This is a genomic window from Vibrio sp. Vb1755, from assembly GCF_033338635.1.
Classification (GTDB): domain Bacteria; phylum Pseudomonadota; class Gammaproteobacteria; order Enterobacterales; family Vibrionaceae; genus Vibrio; species Vibrio alginolyticus.
This window is the reverse complement of sequence record NZ_JAWOTA010000045.1, coordinates 1-18863: the sequence shown is the minus strand read 5'-3', so window position 1 is coordinate 18863 and position 18863 is coordinate 1. Positions and strand designations below refer to the sequence as shown.

Annotated in this window: 10 protein-coding genes, 1 tRNA gene, 2 rRNA genes and 1 riboswitch; of the genes, 6 read left to right on the top strand and 7 right to left on the bottom strand. The window is 44.3% G+C overall.

Annotated elements, in window-relative coordinates; translation table 11 throughout:
• A partial coding sequence (csrD, locus tag R7E00_RS22020; RefSeq protein WP_318124467.1) for an RNase E specificity factor CsrD occupies positions 1-1625 on the bottom strand: 1625 nt, incomplete at its 3' end.
• A 242-nt stretch (positions 1626-1867) separates the two neighbouring features.
• The gene (locus R7E00_RS22015; RefSeq protein WP_005381235.1) at positions 1868-2407 is read right to left on the bottom strand and encodes a single-stranded DNA-binding protein; all 540 of its coding nucleotides are present in this window, start codon (positions 2405-2407) and stop codon (positions 1868-1870) included.
• A gap of 277 nt (positions 2408-2684) precedes the next feature.
• Here R7E00_RS22015 and R7E00_RS22010 point away from each other — a divergent pair, with 277 nt between their 5' ends.
• From R7E00_RS22010 to R7E00_RS21995, 4 genes are all read left to right on the top strand, one after another.
• A complete protein-coding gene (locus tag R7E00_RS22010; RefSeq protein ID WP_005381237.1) occupies positions 2685-3329 on the top strand; it encodes a LuxR C-terminal-related transcriptional regulator in 645 nt (214 codons plus the stop codon).
• 159 nt (positions 3330-3488) lie between these two features.
• Positions 3489-4361: a UTP--glucose-1-phosphate uridylyltransferase GalU gene (gene galU, locus R7E00_RS22005; RefSeq protein ID WP_005381239.1), complete on the top strand. Its 873-nt coding sequence runs from the start codon at positions 3489-3491 to the stop codon at positions 4359-4361.
• Positions 4362-4510: 149 nt separating this feature from the next.
• Entirely contained in the window at positions 4511-7333 is a 2823-nt protein-coding gene (gene uvrA / locus R7E00_RS22000) for an excinuclease ABC subunit UvrA (RefSeq protein ID WP_005381241.1), read from the top strand.
• 67 nt (positions 7334-7400) lie between these two features.
• Positions 7401-9182, top strand: a complete 1782-nt coding sequence (locus tag R7E00_RS21995; RefSeq protein WP_054575330.1) for a PglL family O-oligosaccharyltransferase — start codon at positions 7401-7403, stop codon at positions 9180-9182.
• Positions 9183-9241: 59 nt separating this feature from the next.
• Here the strand turns inward: R7E00_RS21995 and R7E00_RS21990 are convergent, their stop codons facing one another.
• Entirely contained in the window at positions 9242-10363 is a 1122-nt protein-coding gene (locus R7E00_RS21990) for a pyridoxal-phosphate-dependent aminotransferase family protein (RefSeq protein WP_054575331.1), read from the bottom strand.
• 220 nt (positions 10364-10583) lie between these two features.
• Positions 10584-10762, top strand: a riboswitch (Lysine riboswitch).
• 101 nt (positions 10763-10863) lie between these two features.
• On the opposite strand from R7E00_RS21990, the gene lysC reads away from it, so the two are divergent.
• The gene (gene lysC, locus R7E00_RS21985; protein ID WP_017821324.1) at positions 10864-12216 is read left to right on the top strand and encodes a lysine-sensitive aspartokinase 3; all 1353 of its coding nucleotides are present in this window, start codon (positions 10864-10866) and stop codon (positions 12214-12216) included.
• 86 nt (positions 12217-12302) lie between these two features.
• On the opposite strand, the gene metH is transcribed toward lysC, so the two are convergent.
• Positions 12303-15983: a methionine synthase gene (gene metH / locus R7E00_RS21980; RefSeq protein ID WP_262606370.1), complete on the bottom strand. Its 3681-nt coding sequence runs from the start codon at positions 15981-15983 to the stop codon at positions 12303-12305.
• Positions 15984-16174: 191 nt separating this feature from the next.
• On the opposite strand from metH, the gene R7E00_RS21975 reads away from it, so the two are divergent.
• Entirely contained in the window at positions 16175-17506 is a 1332-nt protein-coding gene (locus R7E00_RS21975; protein ID WP_031781147.1) for a cation:proton antiporter, read from the top strand.
• A 744-nt stretch (positions 17507-18250) separates the two neighbouring features.
• Here R7E00_RS21975 and R7E00_RS21970 read toward each other — a convergent pair.
• The 3 genes from R7E00_RS21970 to R7E00_RS21960 form a co-directional block, all read right to left on the bottom strand.
• A tRNA-Asp gene (locus R7E00_RS21970) sits at positions 18251-18327 on the bottom strand.
• A gap of 77 nt (positions 18328-18404) precedes the next feature.
• Positions 18405-18521: ribosomal RNA gene (gene rrf, locus R7E00_RS21965) — 5S ribosomal RNA — on the bottom strand.
• A 93-nt stretch (positions 18522-18614) separates the two neighbouring features.
• Positions 18615-18863, bottom strand: a 23S ribosomal RNA gene (locus R7E00_RS21960); the annotation flags it as partial.

Genomic DNA, 18863 nt, shown 5'->3' with positions numbered 1-18863 from the left:
GCGACTGGTCGCATAAAGTCTAAGTGTCTTACAAATTGTGCTTCAACAAACTCAAAACTGAGACACTTTCTCTGCTCACGTGACAACTGTAAGAGTTCATCACGAAACCATTTAAAGTACTCTCGGTTAGAAAATGGCGTTACATTCAAATTGAGCGCATACGATCTTGAGTTATCAAAATTATCCTTAAACTCTCTTAAGAATTTATTAATAACCGACTTATCCATTTGCGCTTCATAACCAACCTGTCTGATCGCAGAAATGAACCGAGACGCTTTAACAATCCCATTCTCAGGATCGCGAATCCGACATGTTAACTCTTCATATAATGATTTTTTATGCGTCGCGTCACTTATTGGGTGCACAGATTGTGCGTAGAGTATCACACTTTCAGGTGTAAGTGCTGTGTCAAATAACGTTCTCCACCTCACACTTCCGCGAGCTTCTTCATCGTGGTTCCATTTTTTGAAGCGACTCCAATTATTGTTATTTTGTAGTTGCGCACTACGCAAAGCAGTCTCGGCTTCATCAATGATTTGGCTGTGTCGCTCACCTTCTTTATAAGTGGTGATGCCAATATGGCACCAGTTGTCTGGATCAAGTGGCTCTGGCGGCATTAACTTTTCTAACTGGCGAATGCATTGCGAGGCAAGGTTAGCCACATCTTTCGCACTTTGGTGCGGTAGAAAAAGCGCAAAATCAGCATCGTAATAACGGGAAAATACAACATCTGGGTATCGTTGAACTAAATTGGACAATAAACTCCCAACTTCAACAATAAACTCATCCGTAATTTGCTTATCTTGCTCTTCTTCAACCAGTTTCCAGTCTTGAATACGCACTAGCAACACGGCGCCGCGAGCCCCACTTTCTAGTAACGCCGATTCCAACTTGCTATCAAATAACACTCGGTTAGCGGTACCGGTTAGCTTATCAAGGAAGGTTTGAGTTCGAATAAAGGTATCAAATCGGCTTCGCTCTTGACGCGCATCTTGTAACTCTTCGATTAATACATCGAGCGCTTCACTGGCGGTGTAAGGCCATTCTTTTTTGTCACCTTTGGCATACTGCTCCACCCTACCAGCCAGGATCATTCTGCCTCGCTCTTCGAGCATTTCGGAGCCTTCTAATTGCTCTTTAAGCCATGCCACGCCGCGCATTAAGCAGAAGATGATCAATACAACGGCAAGCGTGATCGACCAAAGCGCCTGCATTGAGTAGCTGTAACCTAAGTAAGGGGGAATTGCTTTAAAGTGAATCGTGTAATCTTGATTGTGAGTCAACTGGTACTCAGCCTCAAACAAGACTGACGCTTCCATTTGATGAGAAGTATCTTTGAAGCGATAAACAACGGCGTTGTTGGTCGACAACGTCATTTCGACAATATTGGAAGCCTGCAGCATCTTCGGCATCCAGCGCTGCATAGAATAAGCAGCGTCAGGATCTTCCATCTCCTTGTCGACCACCTCTACGATCCCTTCTAAATAATGGGTGAGATATTCCTGCCCAAGACGTTTAAAAGAGAGGGTGCCACCGACAAACAAGATAAACATGGCGCAGATAACGATCATGGTGACAAAGGCCACCAGCCGTGTGCTTAACTTAAGAGTTGGGGTATACCTCATGAATACCAAATTCCTTTTTTATTCATCATATACCTTATTGAAATATTTATACTTGATAAGAGTTCATCAAACAATCGGATTAGTCTGATAGTGAGAGGCTGGAGCATAAAGAAAATCACACTCATTGATAAGTTTTATTGTTACGCCTAACCTTGCCAAGATAAGCCTGTGAGATCATTAGATTGCGACAATAAAAAAGGCCGCGATATTCGCGGCCTTTTCGATTCAAGCATAAGCAGAATTTAGAACGGGATATCGTCGTCAAAATCCATTGGTGGCTCATTGTACTGCTGCTGTGATTGCTGCGGAGCCTGTTGTTGTGGTTGCTGTTGCTGAGGCGCATTGTACTGCTGCTGAGCTGGCTGTTGAGGCTGACCCCATCCACCTTGCTGCTGCTGTTGACCGCCCATAGGTGCGCCGCCACCTTGAGCACGACCGCCAAGCATTTGCATCACACCATTGAAGCCTTGAACAACGACTTCAGTTGAGTAGCGATCTTGACCACTTTGATCTTGCCATTTGCGAGTTTGCAGTTGCCCTTCAATGTAAACTTGAGAGCCTTTACGCAAATACTCACCTGCTACTTCCGCAAGTTTGCCGAACAACACAACACGGTGCCATTCCGTTTTTTCGCGCTGTTCGCCAGTCGCTTTATCACGCCATGAATCAGAAGTCGCAATAGTAATGTTTGCTACTGCACCGCCATTCGGCATGTAACGAATTTCAGGGTCGTTACCTAGATTCCCCACCAAAATAACTTTGTTAATTCCACGGCTGGCCATGATGTGCTCCGTTTCACTCTGGATATATAAAATTTTAGCGCATTAGAATAGCACGCTTTAATGTTTTGATTAAAGTCTAATACCATTGTGATCTATTGAGTCATCCTCTAGAACCCAAATCGTATTTCAACTTACGTGTGTAGCATTTTTGATTCGCGTTGCAGACATCGTTTCGTGAAGCTTTGAATTCGAACGCATTTATTCAGTAAAGCGATGGTTATGGCCTCTCTTTAATGCCAGTTTATGGCTTCTATTGAACCCAGGGAGATTGGAACACGTGAGAAAGTCGGCTTACGCAAGAAAGCTATTTCTGATCAGTATGGAAGATAATGCGCAAAAAAAAGTGGCGGCACTCGAAAAGTACGTTGATATGAGCATCCCGGTGATTTCAACCGCAGCACTCATGGAAGCCAAGCCACAACACCGTAATAAAATTCTACTGATCGACTTCAGTGAACATAAATCACTTGTTCAATCGATCAAAAACTTGCCTCTTGTATGGAAAAACTTTGAAACCGTTGTCTTCAACGTGCCTAAAAGACTAACCACAGATGAACTTCTTTCATTTGGTCAATTAAAAGGTGTGTTTTATTCTGAAGATACGCTAGAGCAAATTGGAGAAGGGTTAAAAGGCATTGTTAACGGTCAAAACTGGCTGCCGCGTAATGTAACCAGTCAACTTTTACACTATTACCGCAATGTCATTAATACTCATACTGCACCAGCTACGGTAGACCTAACCATTCGTGAGCTACAAGTACTGCGTTGCCTACAAGCTGGCGCCTCGAACAGTCAGATGGCCGAGGAGTTATTCGTCAGTGAATTCACCATCAAATCGCACTTGTATCAGATATTCAAAAAGCTATCCGTAAAGAACCGAGTACAGGCAATCGCCTGGGCAGACCAAAACTTAATGTCATGATGCAATGTGAGCGGCTCTGATAACTGAAATGACGAGTCGCTCATCTTTTTTCCGCACCGAGTCTCACATTTTTTCCTACTTTATTCATGATTCATTGATACCTCTCGTGTTAAAGTTATGCGCAGATTCTTGATAAAAACGAGATAGGATATTCCCCCAATGATAAAAAAATGTCTGTTCCCTGCTGCAGGCTATGGCACACGCTTCCTACCGGCAACGAAATCTATGCCAAAGGAGATGATGCCAGTCGTGAACAAACCGCTTATTGAATACGGTGTCGAAGAAGCAATCCAAGCTGGTATGAACGGCATGTGTATTGTGACAGGTCGTGGCAAGCACTCGATCATGGACCACTTTGATAAGAACTACGAACTGGAACATCAGATTAGCGGTACCAACAAAGAAGAGCTGTTGGTAGATATCCGTGAAATCATTGAATCTGCAAACTTCACTTATATACGTCAACGCGAAATGAAAGGCTTGGGCCACGCGATTCTAACTGGACGAGAATTGGTAGGCGATGAGCCATTTGCTGTTGTTCTTGCTGATGACCTTTGTGTCAACGAGCAAGAGGGCGTACTGGCTCAGATGGTGGCACTATTTAAGCAGTTCCGCTGTTCTATCGTTGCAGTGCAAGAAGTACCAGCCGAAGAAACACACAAATACGGCGTTATCTCTGGTGAAATGATCAAAGACGACATCTACCGCGTAGACGACATGGTAGAAAAACCAGAGAAAGGCACGGCACCTAGCAACCTTGCTATCATTGGCCGCTACATCCTGACTCCCGATATTTTTGAACTGATTGAAAACACTGAACCAGGTAAAGGTGGTGAAATTCAAATCACTGACGCGCTGCTAAAACAAGCAAAAGCGGGCTGTGTATTGGCTTACAAATTCAAGGGCAAACGCTTTGACTGTGGTAGCGTTGAAGGTTACATCGAAGCAACTAACTATTGTTTTGAAAACCTGTATCTAAAAGATGAAAAAACCTCTGAGCTAGGTAAGCACGCAACACAAAAAGCAGTATAAAGCATCGTCTTAGTACGAAATTACTGTATCGAAAGCCCAGCACAACGCTGGGCTTTTTACTTTACTGTTTTTTTATCCAGTAATTTTCTTTGCACATTTCTCACACTATGTAATACTTGCCCCACTTGGTTATACATAGAGCAAAAACGATGGATAAAATAGAAGTTCGCGGTGCCCGAACCCATAACCTTAAAGACATTAATCTTACAATCCCTCGCGATAAACTGATTGTCATTACTGGACTAAGTGGCTCCGGTAAATCCTCTCTCGCTTTCGATACATTGTATGCAGAAGGCCAACGACGCTACGTAGAGTCTCTCTCTGCCTACGCTCGTCAGTTTTTGTCTCTGATGGAAAAACCCGATGTCGACCACATTGAAGGGTTATCACCTGCGATTTCTATTGAACAGAAATCTACTTCTCATAACCCGCGTTCAACCGTCGGTACAATTACCGAAGTCTACGACTACTTACGTCTATTGTATGCTCGTGTGGGCGAACCCCGCTGTCCAACGCACCATGCCCCTCTTGCTGCGCAAACCATCAGCCAAATGGTGGACAAAGTCCTAGAGATGCCGGAAGGCAGCAAAATGATGCTATTGGCGCCTATTGTCAAAGAACGTAAAGGGGAGCATGTTAAAACGCTTGAGAACTTAGCGGCTCAAGGCTTTATTCGTGCGCGTATTGATGGAGAAACTTGCGATCTTTCCGATCCTCCAACCCTTGAACTACATAAAAAGCACACCATTGAAGTTGTGGTAGACCGCTTTAAAGTTCGTCCAGACTTACAACAGCGCTTGGCCGAATCTTTCGAGACAACACTCGAATTATCAGGCGGAATTGCAGTTGTCGCGCCAATGGATGGCGACGGTGAAGAGATTATTTTCTCCGCCAACTTCGCTTGTCCACAATGTGGTTACAGCATGCAAGAGTTAGAGCCGCGACTTTTCTCATTCAACAATCCTGCTGGTGCATGTGGCACTTGTGATGGCTTGGGTGTTCAACAATACTTCGATCCAAGCCGAGTCATTCAAGATGATTCATTAAGCTTGGCACAAGGTGCGATTCGCGGTTGGGATCAAAAGAACTACTACTACTTCCAAATGCTCACCTCATTGGCCGATCATTATGGTTTTGACCTCCATGCCCCTTTTAATTCTCTGCCAAAGAAAACGCAAGATGTCATTCTAAAGGGCTCAGGTCGTACTGAGATTGAGTTTAAATACATCAACGATCGTGGCGATATTCGCGTTAAACGCCATCCATTCGAAGGTATTCTGAATACCCTAGAACGTCGCTATCGTGATACAGAATCCAACTCTGTCCGTGAAGAGCTTGCAAAATACATCTCCACTAAATCTTGTTCAAGCTGTGGCGGTACTCGTCTACGCCTCGAAGCACGTAACGTGTTTATTGCTGATACGACACTACCTGAGATTGTTGAACTCAGCATTGCTGATGCATTGGAGTTCTTCCATTCCTTGAAACTGGAAGGTCAACGAGCCCAAATCGCTGAAAAAGTGATGAAGGAAATCAACGACCGCCTGCAATTCTTAGTTAACGTCGGTTTGAACTACCTAAACTTATCACGCAGTGCTGAAACCTTATCAGGCGGTGAAGCTCAACGTATTCGTTTAGCAAGCCAAATTGGTGCAGGTCTTGTTGGTGTGATGTATGTTCTGGATGAACCGTCGATTGGCCTCCACCAGCGTGATAATGAACGACTCCTAAAAACACTGACTCATTTGCGCGATTTAGGTAATACCGTACTTGTGGTAGAACACGATGAAGATGCGATTCGCTGTGCAGATCATGTCATAGATATTGGTCCTGGTGCTGGCGTACATGGTGGTAATGTTGTTGCGGAAGGCACCATGGAAGAGATAGTCGCGAATCCGAATTCTCTGACAGGTCAGTACTTAAGTGGTGTTAAAGAAATCGCAGTACCGAAAGATCGCACGCCGCGAGATCCGAAAAAAACGGTTGAGCTATTAGGCGCAACAGGTAATAACCTTAAAAACGTTAACCTTTCAATTCCTGTTGGGTTATTCAGCTGTATTACAGGAGTATCTGGCTCAGGTAAATCAACGCTGATTAATGATACTTTCTTTAAAATTGCGCATACCCAACTTAACGGAGCGACAACGGCTCAGCCTTCACCTTATAAATCGATTAAAGGTCTAGAGCACTTCGATAAAGTCATCGATATCGATCAAAGCCCAATTGGCCGTACACCTCGCTCTAACCCTGCAACCTATACGGGGATCTTTACACCAATCCGTGAACTGTTTGCAGGCACACAGGAGTCGCGTTCTCGCGGTTACAAACCGGGCCGTTTTAGTTTTAACGTACGCGGTGGTCGTTGTGAGGCCTGTCAGGGTGACGGTGTTATCAAAGTAGAAATGCACTTCCTACCAGATGTTTATGTGCCATGTGATGTGTGTAAAGGTAAACGCTACAACCGTGAAACGCTCGAAGTACGTTACAAAGGTAAAACTATTGATGAAGTGCTAGAAATGACGGTCGAAGATGCACGCACCTTCTTCGATCCAGTTCCTGCCATCGCTCGCAAACTACAAACACTGATGGATGTGGGTTTGTCGTACATACGATTGGGTCAAGCGGCAACAACACTCTCCGGTGGTGAAGCACAGCGTGTGAAACTGGCGCGAGAGCTATCCAAACGTGATACAGGAAAAACCTTGTACATTTTGGATGAACCAACAACCGGCTTGCACTTCCATGATATCCAGCAGTTGCTCACTGTACTGCACAGACTTCGCGACCACGGAAACACTGTCGTGGTGATCGAGCATAACCTGGACGTCATTAAGACTGCGGACTGGATTATCGATCTTGGTCCTGAAGGGGGTCAAGGTGGCGGCGAGATAATCGCTCAAGGCACTCCGGAAGATGTGTCGCAAATCGAGGGTTCGCACACAGCTCACTTCCTCAAGCCTATGTTGAAGTAGAAAAAACAGGTAAAGTATCGAGACCAGCAAGTGCTGGTCTTTTTTCATTCAAAACAACGCAATAACTATGGCTACTATACATGTAAGTGGAACAAAGCTTTCTCCCGAAAAAGTACAGGTTCCCCTCAATCGCAAGTTTCTCATTGCCTTGGCAACACTATTTGTGTTGGCAATGCACTTTTTCATGCCCAACCCCGGCGGTTCGGGGCTTTCGCTTTCGTTCAATGCGACAACTTGGATTGCTTTTAGCTTTGCATTAGGCATTGGGTGTTACCAACTAGCGAATAATCGAGTGCTACGTTACTCAAAACTAACCATCGGCTTGTTCATTAGTGCTCTTATCATGACAGTGCCCATTCTGTACCCAAATGCGAATAGCAGCTTGGCAGCCAATAAGCTCATTGGCCTGTGGTGTGGTGTCCTGTTCTTTATTGTTTTACAACAATTTCATTTCAGTAATAAACATCGCCAACGCCTATTATGGTTCATTGTCCTTGCGGTTGTTATCGAAGCCATTTTTGGTCTGACACAATATCTGTATCTCAAACCAGGTAATCCGTTTGGTTACGACACGGTGGCCAATCGTCCTTATGGTATTTTCCAACAGCCCAATGTAATGGCCAGTTTTCTTGCGACAGGGTTGGTGATTGCCAGCTATTTACTTGCACGTCAGCCCTACAAATACGATCGTAAGTTAAGCGATGTTTACCTTCTCTATGCCGTACCAGTTTTAACTTTACCACTAATTGTGGCGTTGGCTTCACGCACTGGTTGGTTAGCCTCGGTCATCGCCGTGTTGTTGGTCATTCCATACATGTACCGCTTTGCAACCAAAGGGCGCTTTATCCGCTGGGTTGTGTCACTTGTAAGTGGGCTCTTACTCTCAGTCGTTGTCATGCATCTTGCCTTTCCTGATGGAGGTGGGTTAGCCGCAGAAAAAGTAAATATGGAGTCTCCTCGAGCGTATACTTTTCCGCAAACATTAGACATGGTGATTGAAAAGCCTTTTACTGGTTATGGATATGGCAAGTTTGAATCTGAGTACATGCTGTATACGGCTCGTCAACATGCCCTAAATGAGAATTACCCAGCTGGTTTGCCAGCCATGGATCATCCGCATAATGAGCTACTTTACTGGGGAGTCGAAGGTGGCTTGCTGCCAATACTCGGCATCTTCTTAGCGATGGCACTGGTACTGTATCGAATCTATCAAGCCAAACGCGGAACTCGTCTTGCGTTGCTGGCCTTGTTTATACCTATCGTATTGCACTCGCAACTGGAATACCCTTTCTACCACTCTCTCGTGCATTGGTTGATCTTCGTTATCCTGCTGTACTGGGTCGATCAGCGCGTCTCTCGTTATCGACAAGTCGGCTTTAGTAATGTAACCAAAAGCTTGCTGCGTGTTTTTAGTTTGGTACTTCCCGTTGCGTTTACGTTTTACATGGTAAGCGCATTGCATACGAACTATGTATTGACGAAGTTTGAGACCACTAGGCCAACTAATCCTGATATTCTGAATCAAGTCAGTAACCCTGTGGTTTGGAAAGACAGATTTGATTGGGATGTTTATAGCACGTTTTTAAACATTGGGCTGTACCAACAAGACGCAACCTTGATTCAGCCTTATATCGATTGGTCGCTAAAAATCATCAAAGATAAGCCTCGCCCTGCATTTTATAATAATTTGATTTTGGCCTACCAAGGCTTAGATGACTCAAGTAAAGCGGAGCAAATTAGAGCTGAAGCGCAGTTTTTGTTCCCGAAGATTGATTTCAGTGACGTCAATTACCAACCACCTTCTCAAGCAATCTCTGCCTCACCAGCCCCCACTTCAGGTGAAGAGTAATAAGTACAAAAAAGCGAAGGGATGACCTTCGCTTTTCTTCATCTCATTGCTGTATGATTTTATTCAGTGAGTGACTCTTCTAACGCTTTTAAGCACAGCGCAACGTTTTCAGATCGAGCGCCGTAACCCATTAAGCCAATACGCCACGCTTTACCAGCTAATGCCCCAAGGCCTGCACCAATTTCTAGGTTATAGGTTTCTAGCAAGTGAGCACGAACTTTTGCTTCATCAATTCCTTCAGGCACGTAAATCGCATTTAATTGTGGCAACCGATGGGCTTCGTCCACAACAAATTCAAAGCCTAACTTTTGTAAGCCATTTTTGAGTTTTTCATGCATCAGTTGGTGACGAGCCCAAGCGTTTTCTAATCCTTCATTTTTCAGTATCAATAAAGCTTCATGAAGCGCATACAAGCTATTAACTGGCGCCGTATGATGATAACTACGCTTGCCTTCTCCACTCCAATACCCCAAAACTAAACTCTGATCGAGGAACCAACTCTGTACTGGTGTTGTTCTTGCTTGAATCTTTTCAATCGCGGCAGGAGAAAACGTCACTGGTGAGAGCCCAGGTACACATGACAAACATTTTTGACTACCAGAGTAAACCGCATCCAGTTGCCATTCATCCACTTTTAACGGCACACCACCAAGCGATGTCACCGCATCAACAATAGATAATGCATTATGCTGTTTCGCCAGCTTACCCAATGCTTGAGCATCACTGACTGCACCAGTTGAGGTTTCCGCATGCACAAAAGCAAGAACTTTTGTATCTGGGTGCTGTTCGAATGCTTGCTCGACTTTATCAATGGAAACAGGCGTCCCCCATTCATCATCGACGATAACAACTTCACCACCAGCACGGACGACATTTTCGCGCATGCGTTCACCAAATACACCATTACGGCAGACGATCACTTTATCGCCTTTCTCGATCAAGTTTACAAAGCAGGTTTCCATCCCTGCACTACCTGGCGCTGAAACCGCAATAGTGAACTCATTGTCAGTTTGAAAGACATACTTCAATAGCTGCTTGAGCTCATCCATCATACCGATAAACAGAGGATCAAGGTGACCTACCGTAGGACGGCTTAGTGCTTGTAACACTTGAGGATAAATATCAGAAGGACCAGGTCCCATTAAAATACGGTGAGGTGGAATAAAGCTTTGGATCGACATGTCAGCTCCTTGATTATCTTTTATCCTGAGCATTCTAAAAGTTCTATTCAATAACATGGCTCAGGTGTAGGGTTCTTCACCCTAATAGATTTTTCCTCTATCAGCAATTAGCCGTAAGTATGGAGGTCAAACCAGTGTCACAAAATCGTTAATAAAAAACACTATAAAGGTTGAAATATTGATTGACATTAAGGCCTCAAAACCGTTCAATGTTTGAGCTTTATGTAGAAGAGGAGCGCTACCCAGGTAGATGATTTGTGGAACCGCAATTCCAACACCAATCATTGAGGGGGAGTAGTGCCGAGGTAAGTCAAAGTTGCAGGATTTGACTTGTCGGTTGAATTGGGCTGAATCCCATCAACTGTCATCAGCGCAGTCTGATGAAGGGCTTCTGAGGGTAAATTTTTCAAATAGCATTCTAAATACCTCTCTTTTTGCTCTGTTCCTTTTCTCACTAAACATTGGATGTACAATTTTTTAGGAAGTCGTGGGAGAACGCAGTGAGCGCATTTAACGTAGCTAAATTCGGTGGAACCAGTGTTGCCAACTTTGAGGCAATGAGTCGTTGCGCCACCATTATCGAAAACAATCCAAATACTCGCCTGGTCGTGAGCAGCGCTTGCTCTGGCGTCACCAACCTATTGGTAGAACTCGCCAACGGCGTTCAGGATCAAACGCACCGTACTGAGCTGCTGCAAAATCTGGCCAACATTCATGACGCCATTTTAACTCAGCTCGAAGACAGCACGAAAACTGCTGCCGAGGTGTATGGCATATTAGATACCGTAACCAGCCTGGCCGAGGCTGCATCTATCCAAGCTAGTGCGAAGTTAACCGATCATTTAGTCGCATGTGGTGAACTCATGTCGACGCACATTCTAACTCAGTTAATGTGTGAGCGAGGCATTCAAGCAGTGCGCTTTGATATCCGCGATGTGCTGCGTACTGATGACAACTTTGGTCGCGCGGAGCCAAACATTGAAGCAATTTCGACGCTTGCGCAAGATAAACTCGTACCACTTTGCCAACAATCCGTTGTTGTTACTCAAGGCTTCATAGGATCTGACGAAGCCGGTAATACAACAACATTAGGTCGAGGGGGCAGCGATTACAGCGCCGCCTTAATTGCTGAGAGCGTTAAAGCGGCAGGGCTAGAAATCTGGACTGATGTTCCGGGAATCTACACAACAGACCCGCGAATTGCACCAAAAGCCTCACCAATTCCCGAGATCAGCTTTAGTGAAGCTTCAGAAATGGCTAACTTTGGCGCTAAAATCCTTCACCCTTCTACGCTAGTACCTGCATTGCGCCACGACATTCCGGTATTTGTAGGGTCATCGAAAGAGCCAGAAAAAGGGGGAACTTGGATTCGCCACCAAGTCGAAAGCTCACCGTTATTCCGTGCGCTAGCTTTGCGTTGTAACCAAACCATGGTAACGCTACGCAGCGCCAATATGTTCCACGCATACGGTTTTTTAGCAAAGGTCTTTGAGATCCTTGCAAAGCATAAGATCTCTGTCGATTTGATCACGACATCTGAAATCAGTGTATCGTTAACACTTGATCAAACTGATACCTCTGGCGGAGCACCACAGCTGCCGCAAGCTGCACGAGAAGAGTTAGAAGAGTTATGTAAGGTAGAAGTTGAACATGACCTATGCCTCGTTGCTCTCATTGGAAACAACATGAGTGAGAGTAAAGGCTACGCGAAACAGGTTTTTGGCACGCTAGAAGATTTTAACCTACGCATGATTTGTTATGGCGCTAGCCCTCACAACTTATGCTTCTTGCTCCATGAATCGGTATCGAAACAAGCCATACAAAAACTCCACACTGAGTTGTTTGAGAAGTAAGTTCAACTCAATAAAACAAAGGGCTGCGTATTTGCAGCCCTTTGTCGTTTCATTAGTTGTTACATTTGGACGAGGTAAACATCAATTTAACCGTTAATGTTTGGCCCTAACCATTTTTCAGCCTCGATCCTATCCCACCCCTTACGATCGGCGTAACTCTCTAGCTGATCTTCTTGGATCTGTGCGATCGCAAAGTAACGTGAGTCAGGATGAGAGAAATACCAACCAGAGACTGACGCGCCCGGATACATTGCATAGCTGGAGGTTAGAGTCATACCAATGTTCTCTTCCACATTAAGTAACTCCCAAAGCGGTCCTTTTTCAGTATGTTCAGGACACGCGGGATAACCCGGCGCAGGGCGAATACCTTGGTATTTTTCACGAATGAGATCATCGTTAGATAAATCTTCATCAGCTGCATAACCCCAAATTTCTTTACGGACACGCTCATGCAAATACTCAGCAAACGCTTCGGCTAGGCGATCCGCCACCGCTTGAATCATAATTGCGTTGTAATCATCTCCCTGTGCTTTGTATTCATCAGCAAGCTCTCGTTCACCAATACCACCAGTGACAGCAAATGCCCCTATCCAATCATGTTTACCCGACTCTTTAGGTGCGATGTAGTCGGATAAACAATAGTTGAATCCTTTTGGTTTCTCGGTCTGTTGTCGCAAGTTACGTAATACTTTCACAACGTCGGTACGAGTTTCATCAGCATAAACTTCAATGTCGTCCCCCACGCTCGCAGCAGGGAATAAGCCACACATTCCACGCGCTTTTAACAGGCCTTCTCGCTCAACTCGATCAAGTAACTCGTTGGCATCTTCGAATAAACGTTTTGCTTCTTCACCAACTTCTTCATGTTGGAAAATTGTTGGATACTTACCCACAAGTGACCAAGTCATAAAGAATGGTGTCCAATCGATGTATTGACGTAATATAGCCACATCAAAATCATCGAAGATATGAATGCCAGGCTTAACAGGCACTGGAGGGGTGTAAGCTTCCCAATCGATAGCAACTTTATTCGCTCGAGCCGCTTCTAATGTCACTGGTTTGGTTCTCGGTTTCTTTCGATTATGTTGATCACGTACTCGTTCGTAATCAGCTTCAAGTTTTTCAACAAACTCAGGGCGACGTTCATCTGACAGAAGAGAAGTACATACGCCCACTGCACGTGAGGCGTTGTTCACGTAAACCACTGGATGCTTGTAATGTTGCTCAATCTTAACTGCTGTATGGGCTTTTGACGTTGTTGCGCCACCGATGAGAAGAGGTAAGTTAAAGTCGAGACGCTCCATCTCTTTTGCAACATGCACCATTTCGTCTAATGAAGGCGTGATCAACCCTGATAAACCAATAATATCGACGTTTTCTTCTTGCGCTACTTTTAAGATCTTTTCGCAAGGAACCATGACACCAAGATCGATAATTTCGTAGTTATTGCACTGCAATACAACGCCAACGATATTTTTCCCGATATCATGTACATCACCTTTGACCGTCGCTAGCAAAATCTTACCGTTTGTTTGTCCCACCTGCTTTTCTGCATTGATGTAGGGCTCCAGATGCGCGACTGCTTGCTTCATCACTCGTGCAGATTTTACGACCTGAGGAAGGAACATTTTACCTTCACCAAACAAGTCTCCGACGACGTTCATCCCATCCATTAGTGGGCCTTCAATCACCTCTAATGGCTTTGAAGCGTTGACACGAGCCTCTTCGGTATCATCAACGATGAACTCAGTTATTCCTTTCACTAACGCGTGCTCTAAGCGCTTTTCAACAGGCCAAGTTCTCCACTCAAGTGCAGAGGCATCCTCCTCTTTACCTACCCCTTTGCCTGCATATTCCGCCGCGATATCTAACAATCTCTCAGTGGCGTCATCATGACGGTTAAGAACGACATCTTCCACAGCCTCACGCAATTTTTCAGGCACGTTATCGTAGATTTCTAACTGACCCGCATTCACAATCCCCATATCCATACCGTTTTTAAAACAGTGGTAGAGGAACACCGCGTGAATCGCTTCACGTACATAGTTATTGCCACGGAAAGAGAATGAGACGTTAGAAACACCACCCGAGATCATCGCGTGTGGTAAATCACGTTTGATATCGCCAACGGCTTCAATGAAATCCACCGCGTAGTTATTATGCTCCTCGATCCCCGTAGCAATGGCAAAAATGTTTGGGTCAAAAATGATGTCTTCTGGTGGAAAGCCCACTTCATCAACAAGAATTCGGTAAGCGTTGGTACAAATTTCTACTTTGCGCTCACGTGTATCTGCTTGCCCAATCTCATCAAACGCCATCACAATCACAGCCGCACCGTAACGGCGGATCAACTTAGCTTGTTCAACGAATTTCTCTTTGCCTTCTTTGAGAGAGATCGAGTTAACAATGCCTTTGCCTTGGATGCACTTAAGACCGGCTTCAATAACCTCCCACTTGGAAGAGTCAACCATGATTGGTACTTTTGAGATTTCAGGTTCTGACGCACAAAGGTTTAAAAAGCGAACCATACAAGCTTGTGCATCCAACATGCCTTCATCCATGTTGATATCGATAATTTGAGCGCCATTTTCAACTTGTTGACGAGCCACATCGAGCGCTTCATCGTACAGTTCTTCTTTAATCAAGCGCTTAAAACGCGCAGAACCGGTTACATTCGTACGCTCACCGACATTGATAAATAAAGAGTCTTTATCAATAGCGAGTGGCTCTAGGCCAGACAAGCGACAAGCAACGGGAAGTTCAGGTAATTGACGAGGGGCGATATTTTCAACCGCGAGTGCCATTTGGCGAATGTGCTCAGGAGTTGTACCACAACACCCACCAATCAAGTTTAAAAAGCCACTTTGAGCCCACTCTTTAACATGCTTAGCCATATCTTCTGGCGACAAATCGTATTCGCCGAATGCATTCGGAAGCCCAGCATTTGGGTGAGCGGAAACAAAAGATTCTGATATACGCGAGAGCTCTTCAACATAAGGACGCAGTTCATCCGGGCCAAGTGCACAGTTCAAACCAAACGAAATCGGTTTAACATGACGTAATGAGTTGTAAAACGCTTCTGTGGTTTGACCGGATAATGTTCTACCGGAAGCATCAGTAATAGTCCCCGAGATCATCACAGGTAACTCAATACCCATCTCTTCAAACACACTTTCAACAGCAAATGAACAAGCCTTAGCGTTAAGCGTATCGAAGATGGTCTCGATAAGAATAAGGTCTGAACCACCTTTAATAAGCGCTCGAGTCGATTCAGAGTAAGCCTCAACTAACTCGTCGAAAGAAACATTTCGATATCCGGGGTCATTTACATCAGGAGAAATAGAACAAGTTCGGTTTGTCGGCCCTAAAACCCCTGCGACATAACGTGGTTTATCGGGTGTTTTTGCGGTCCATTCGTCTGCAACTTCACGTGCAAGCTTGGCAGCTGCAAAGTTAATTTCTTCACTTAGGCTTTCCATCTCGTAGTCAGCCATCGCAATGGTTGTTGCGTTAAAAGTGTTGGTCTCAAGAATATCTGCACCCGCTTCTAAATATGCAGCGTGAATTTCCTTGATAAGTTGAGGCTGACTTAGAACCAACAGGTCGTTGTTACCTTTTAGATCACAATGCCAATCCGCAAAGCGCGTTCCTCGATAGTCTTGCTCTTCAAGTTTGTACCCTTGAATCATGGTTCCCATACCACCATCAATCAAAAGAATACGTTGCTTCAATTGAGCTTCAATCTGTTGTCTTACGTTACTTCCCACAGTACAGCCTCATTCCTTTAGTTATCTTTCCATCCTATCACACAAACTTCAGGAGTCTAGACGTCTAAACGTGGAATTAATGATTATTTTATCTCCTTCTTAACTTACAAAATAATCACGAAAAAATGTTTGCTATTTAAGCAGCATCAGCCGAGAATTCCATTCATAAAATGTTACAAATAGAGAGCTCTATGTCGGTCTATCATACTTTATGTTTTCTATCCGCAGCTGCGATGCTAATTGCTTTTGTAAACAGCAAGATAGGAAAGATGCAAACCACCATTGCGATTACCGCAGGTTCAATGGTGCTTTCACTTCTAATCTTAATTGCGGGTCAAAACAACTGGTTCCATCTCACCGAAATTGCGACGGAGACGGTCACAAGGATTAACTTCGAAGATTTCTTGCTCAAAGGCATTCTTGGCTTCTTACTATTTGCTGGTGGACTAGGCATCAAACTCCCGAACCTTAAAGATCAAAAGTGGGAGATCACTGTTTTAGCCCTTGGAGCTACACTGTTTTCTACGTTCTTTATTGGATTTGCGCTGTATGGGTTTTGTCAGTTAATTGGCATCCAATTTGATTTGGTCTACTGCTTACTATTTGGTGCTCTAATATCGCCAACTGACCCAATCGCTGTATTGGCTATTGTGAAAAAACTAGATGCTCCTAAACGTATCTCCACTCAGATTGAAGGAGAATCGCTCTTCAATGATGGCTTCGGTTTGGTTATCTTCGTCACTCTATTTACGATTGCATTTGGCACTGAGGCACCAACTGTAGGTAGTGTCACCTTACTCTTCATCCAAGAAGCTATCGGTGGTATCACATATGGTTTCGTCCTCGGTTTGCTATTCCACTACTTGATCAGTGCCACCGATGATCACTCAATGGAATTGTTACTTACCATTGGTGTCCCAACAGCAGGTTACGCATTTGCTGAATACATCCATGTATCAGGCCCACTCGCGATGGTTGTATCCGGTATTATGATTGGCAACTGGACACGCTTTATTGGCTTTTCAAAAGAGAGTGAAGATCACCTTGACCATTTTTGGGAGCTTGTTGATGAGTTCTTGAATGGCGTGTTATTCCTACTGATCGGCATGTCGATGCTGCTATTTGAATTCCACAAAGAAGACTGGATCATGATGGCTATTTCAGTCCCTCTTGTACTAGCAGCTCGCTATCTAAGTGTATTTCTTTCTTACATAGGCTTTAAACGTTACAGAAAATATAATCCATGGTCAGTGCGTATTTTGACGTGGGGCGGTTTACGCGGAGGCCTAGCACTAGCGATGGCACTTTCTATTCCATCTGGTATTTGGGTGATTCAAGATAAGTTAATCGATGTAAAAGAGATTATTCTTGTAATGACCTACTCCGTCGTTGTTTTCTCTATCCTCATTCAAGGCTCAACAATCACTCCAATGATTGAAAAAGCAAAAGCAGAAGAGAAGAAGATGGAAGAGAATAACCAAGCAATAACCACTCCGGAACATACGGAGCCATTGGACTCTTAAAGACACGTAACTTAATAAATAAAAAGCAGCTACCTAGCTGCTTTTTTCATAACTAATTTTCAGACTCCCCTTCAAGGACTAATGCTCCTTATTCTTTGATATACCTTCAAATATACTAAGAATCGCTACGCTACATTTTCATAGATACTAACTATTGCCGATAGATAGTATTCATAGACGAGCCTTTTAATTTACCCATTTTCATCTGTATCACTTCTCTTCCCTTGGCAATATAGGCTCCTCGCAAACATCAAAGCTAAACTTCCACAATACTTAGCAATGAGCGAGTTTGTATTTTTATGAGAAAGAGACATTTAGGGTGATTGCGTTCAGAACCCAAACAGGTTAGCAACCTCACCAAGATAAAACTGAGCTAGCATTCAGTAGATCAAAGCCTTAACAGAAATTTAGCCCCCTCCCTCTTGATCTCAGTGAGACTAAACTTGTATTCAAAGTCATCCTATTTTCAAATTAGAAACAAGCGACACTTCAAACAATTAAACTCTGTCACATAACTAGATTTTCTAATATCGAATAAAAGGAGCTTTGGTTAGAGCTTGGTATCGGAATAAGACTAAGACTAAGGCACAGAGTTACGTGCTAGCTCGTTCACGACGTATTAAAACCATGTGAAGAGGGTAGTGTAACTCGAGATGCAAGATTTAAATATGAGAGTGGGTTTAAGGTAAGTCAGGTAACCAAAACGAAAAAAGCCCCAGTCTTTCGACTGAGGCTTAATATAAGTGGCGGAGTGGACGGGACTCGAACCCGCGACCCCCGGCGTGACAGGCCGGTATTCTAACCAACTGAACTACCACTCCGCAGTGGTATCACTCGCTTTAATAAGCAAGTGTCCGCTTTTGTCTTCACTTTTCGAAAAAGTGAAAATAAAACTAAAGCCTGGCGATGTCCTACTCTCACATGGGGAAGCCCCACACTACCATCGGCGCTATTTCGTTTCACTTCTGAGTTCGGCATGGAAGTCAGGTGGGTCCAAAACGCTATGGTCGCCAAGCAAATTCTTTAATCTGGAAAGCTGTTTTTTAATTCTCGTTCTTACACATTCAATGTTCTTTCATTGAGTCCATCAAAACCCCTTGGGTGTTGTATGGTTAAGCCTCACGGGCAATTAGTACAGGTTAGCTCAACGCCTCACAACGCTTACACACCCTGCCTATCAACGTCGTAGTCTACGACAACCCTTTAGGATACTTAAAGTATCAGGGAGAACTCATCTCAAGGCTCGCTTCCCGCTTAGATGCTTTCAGCGGTTATCGATCCCGAACTTAGCTACCGGGCAATGCGTCTGGCGACACAACCCGAACACCAGAGGTTCGTCCACTCCGGTCCTCTCGTA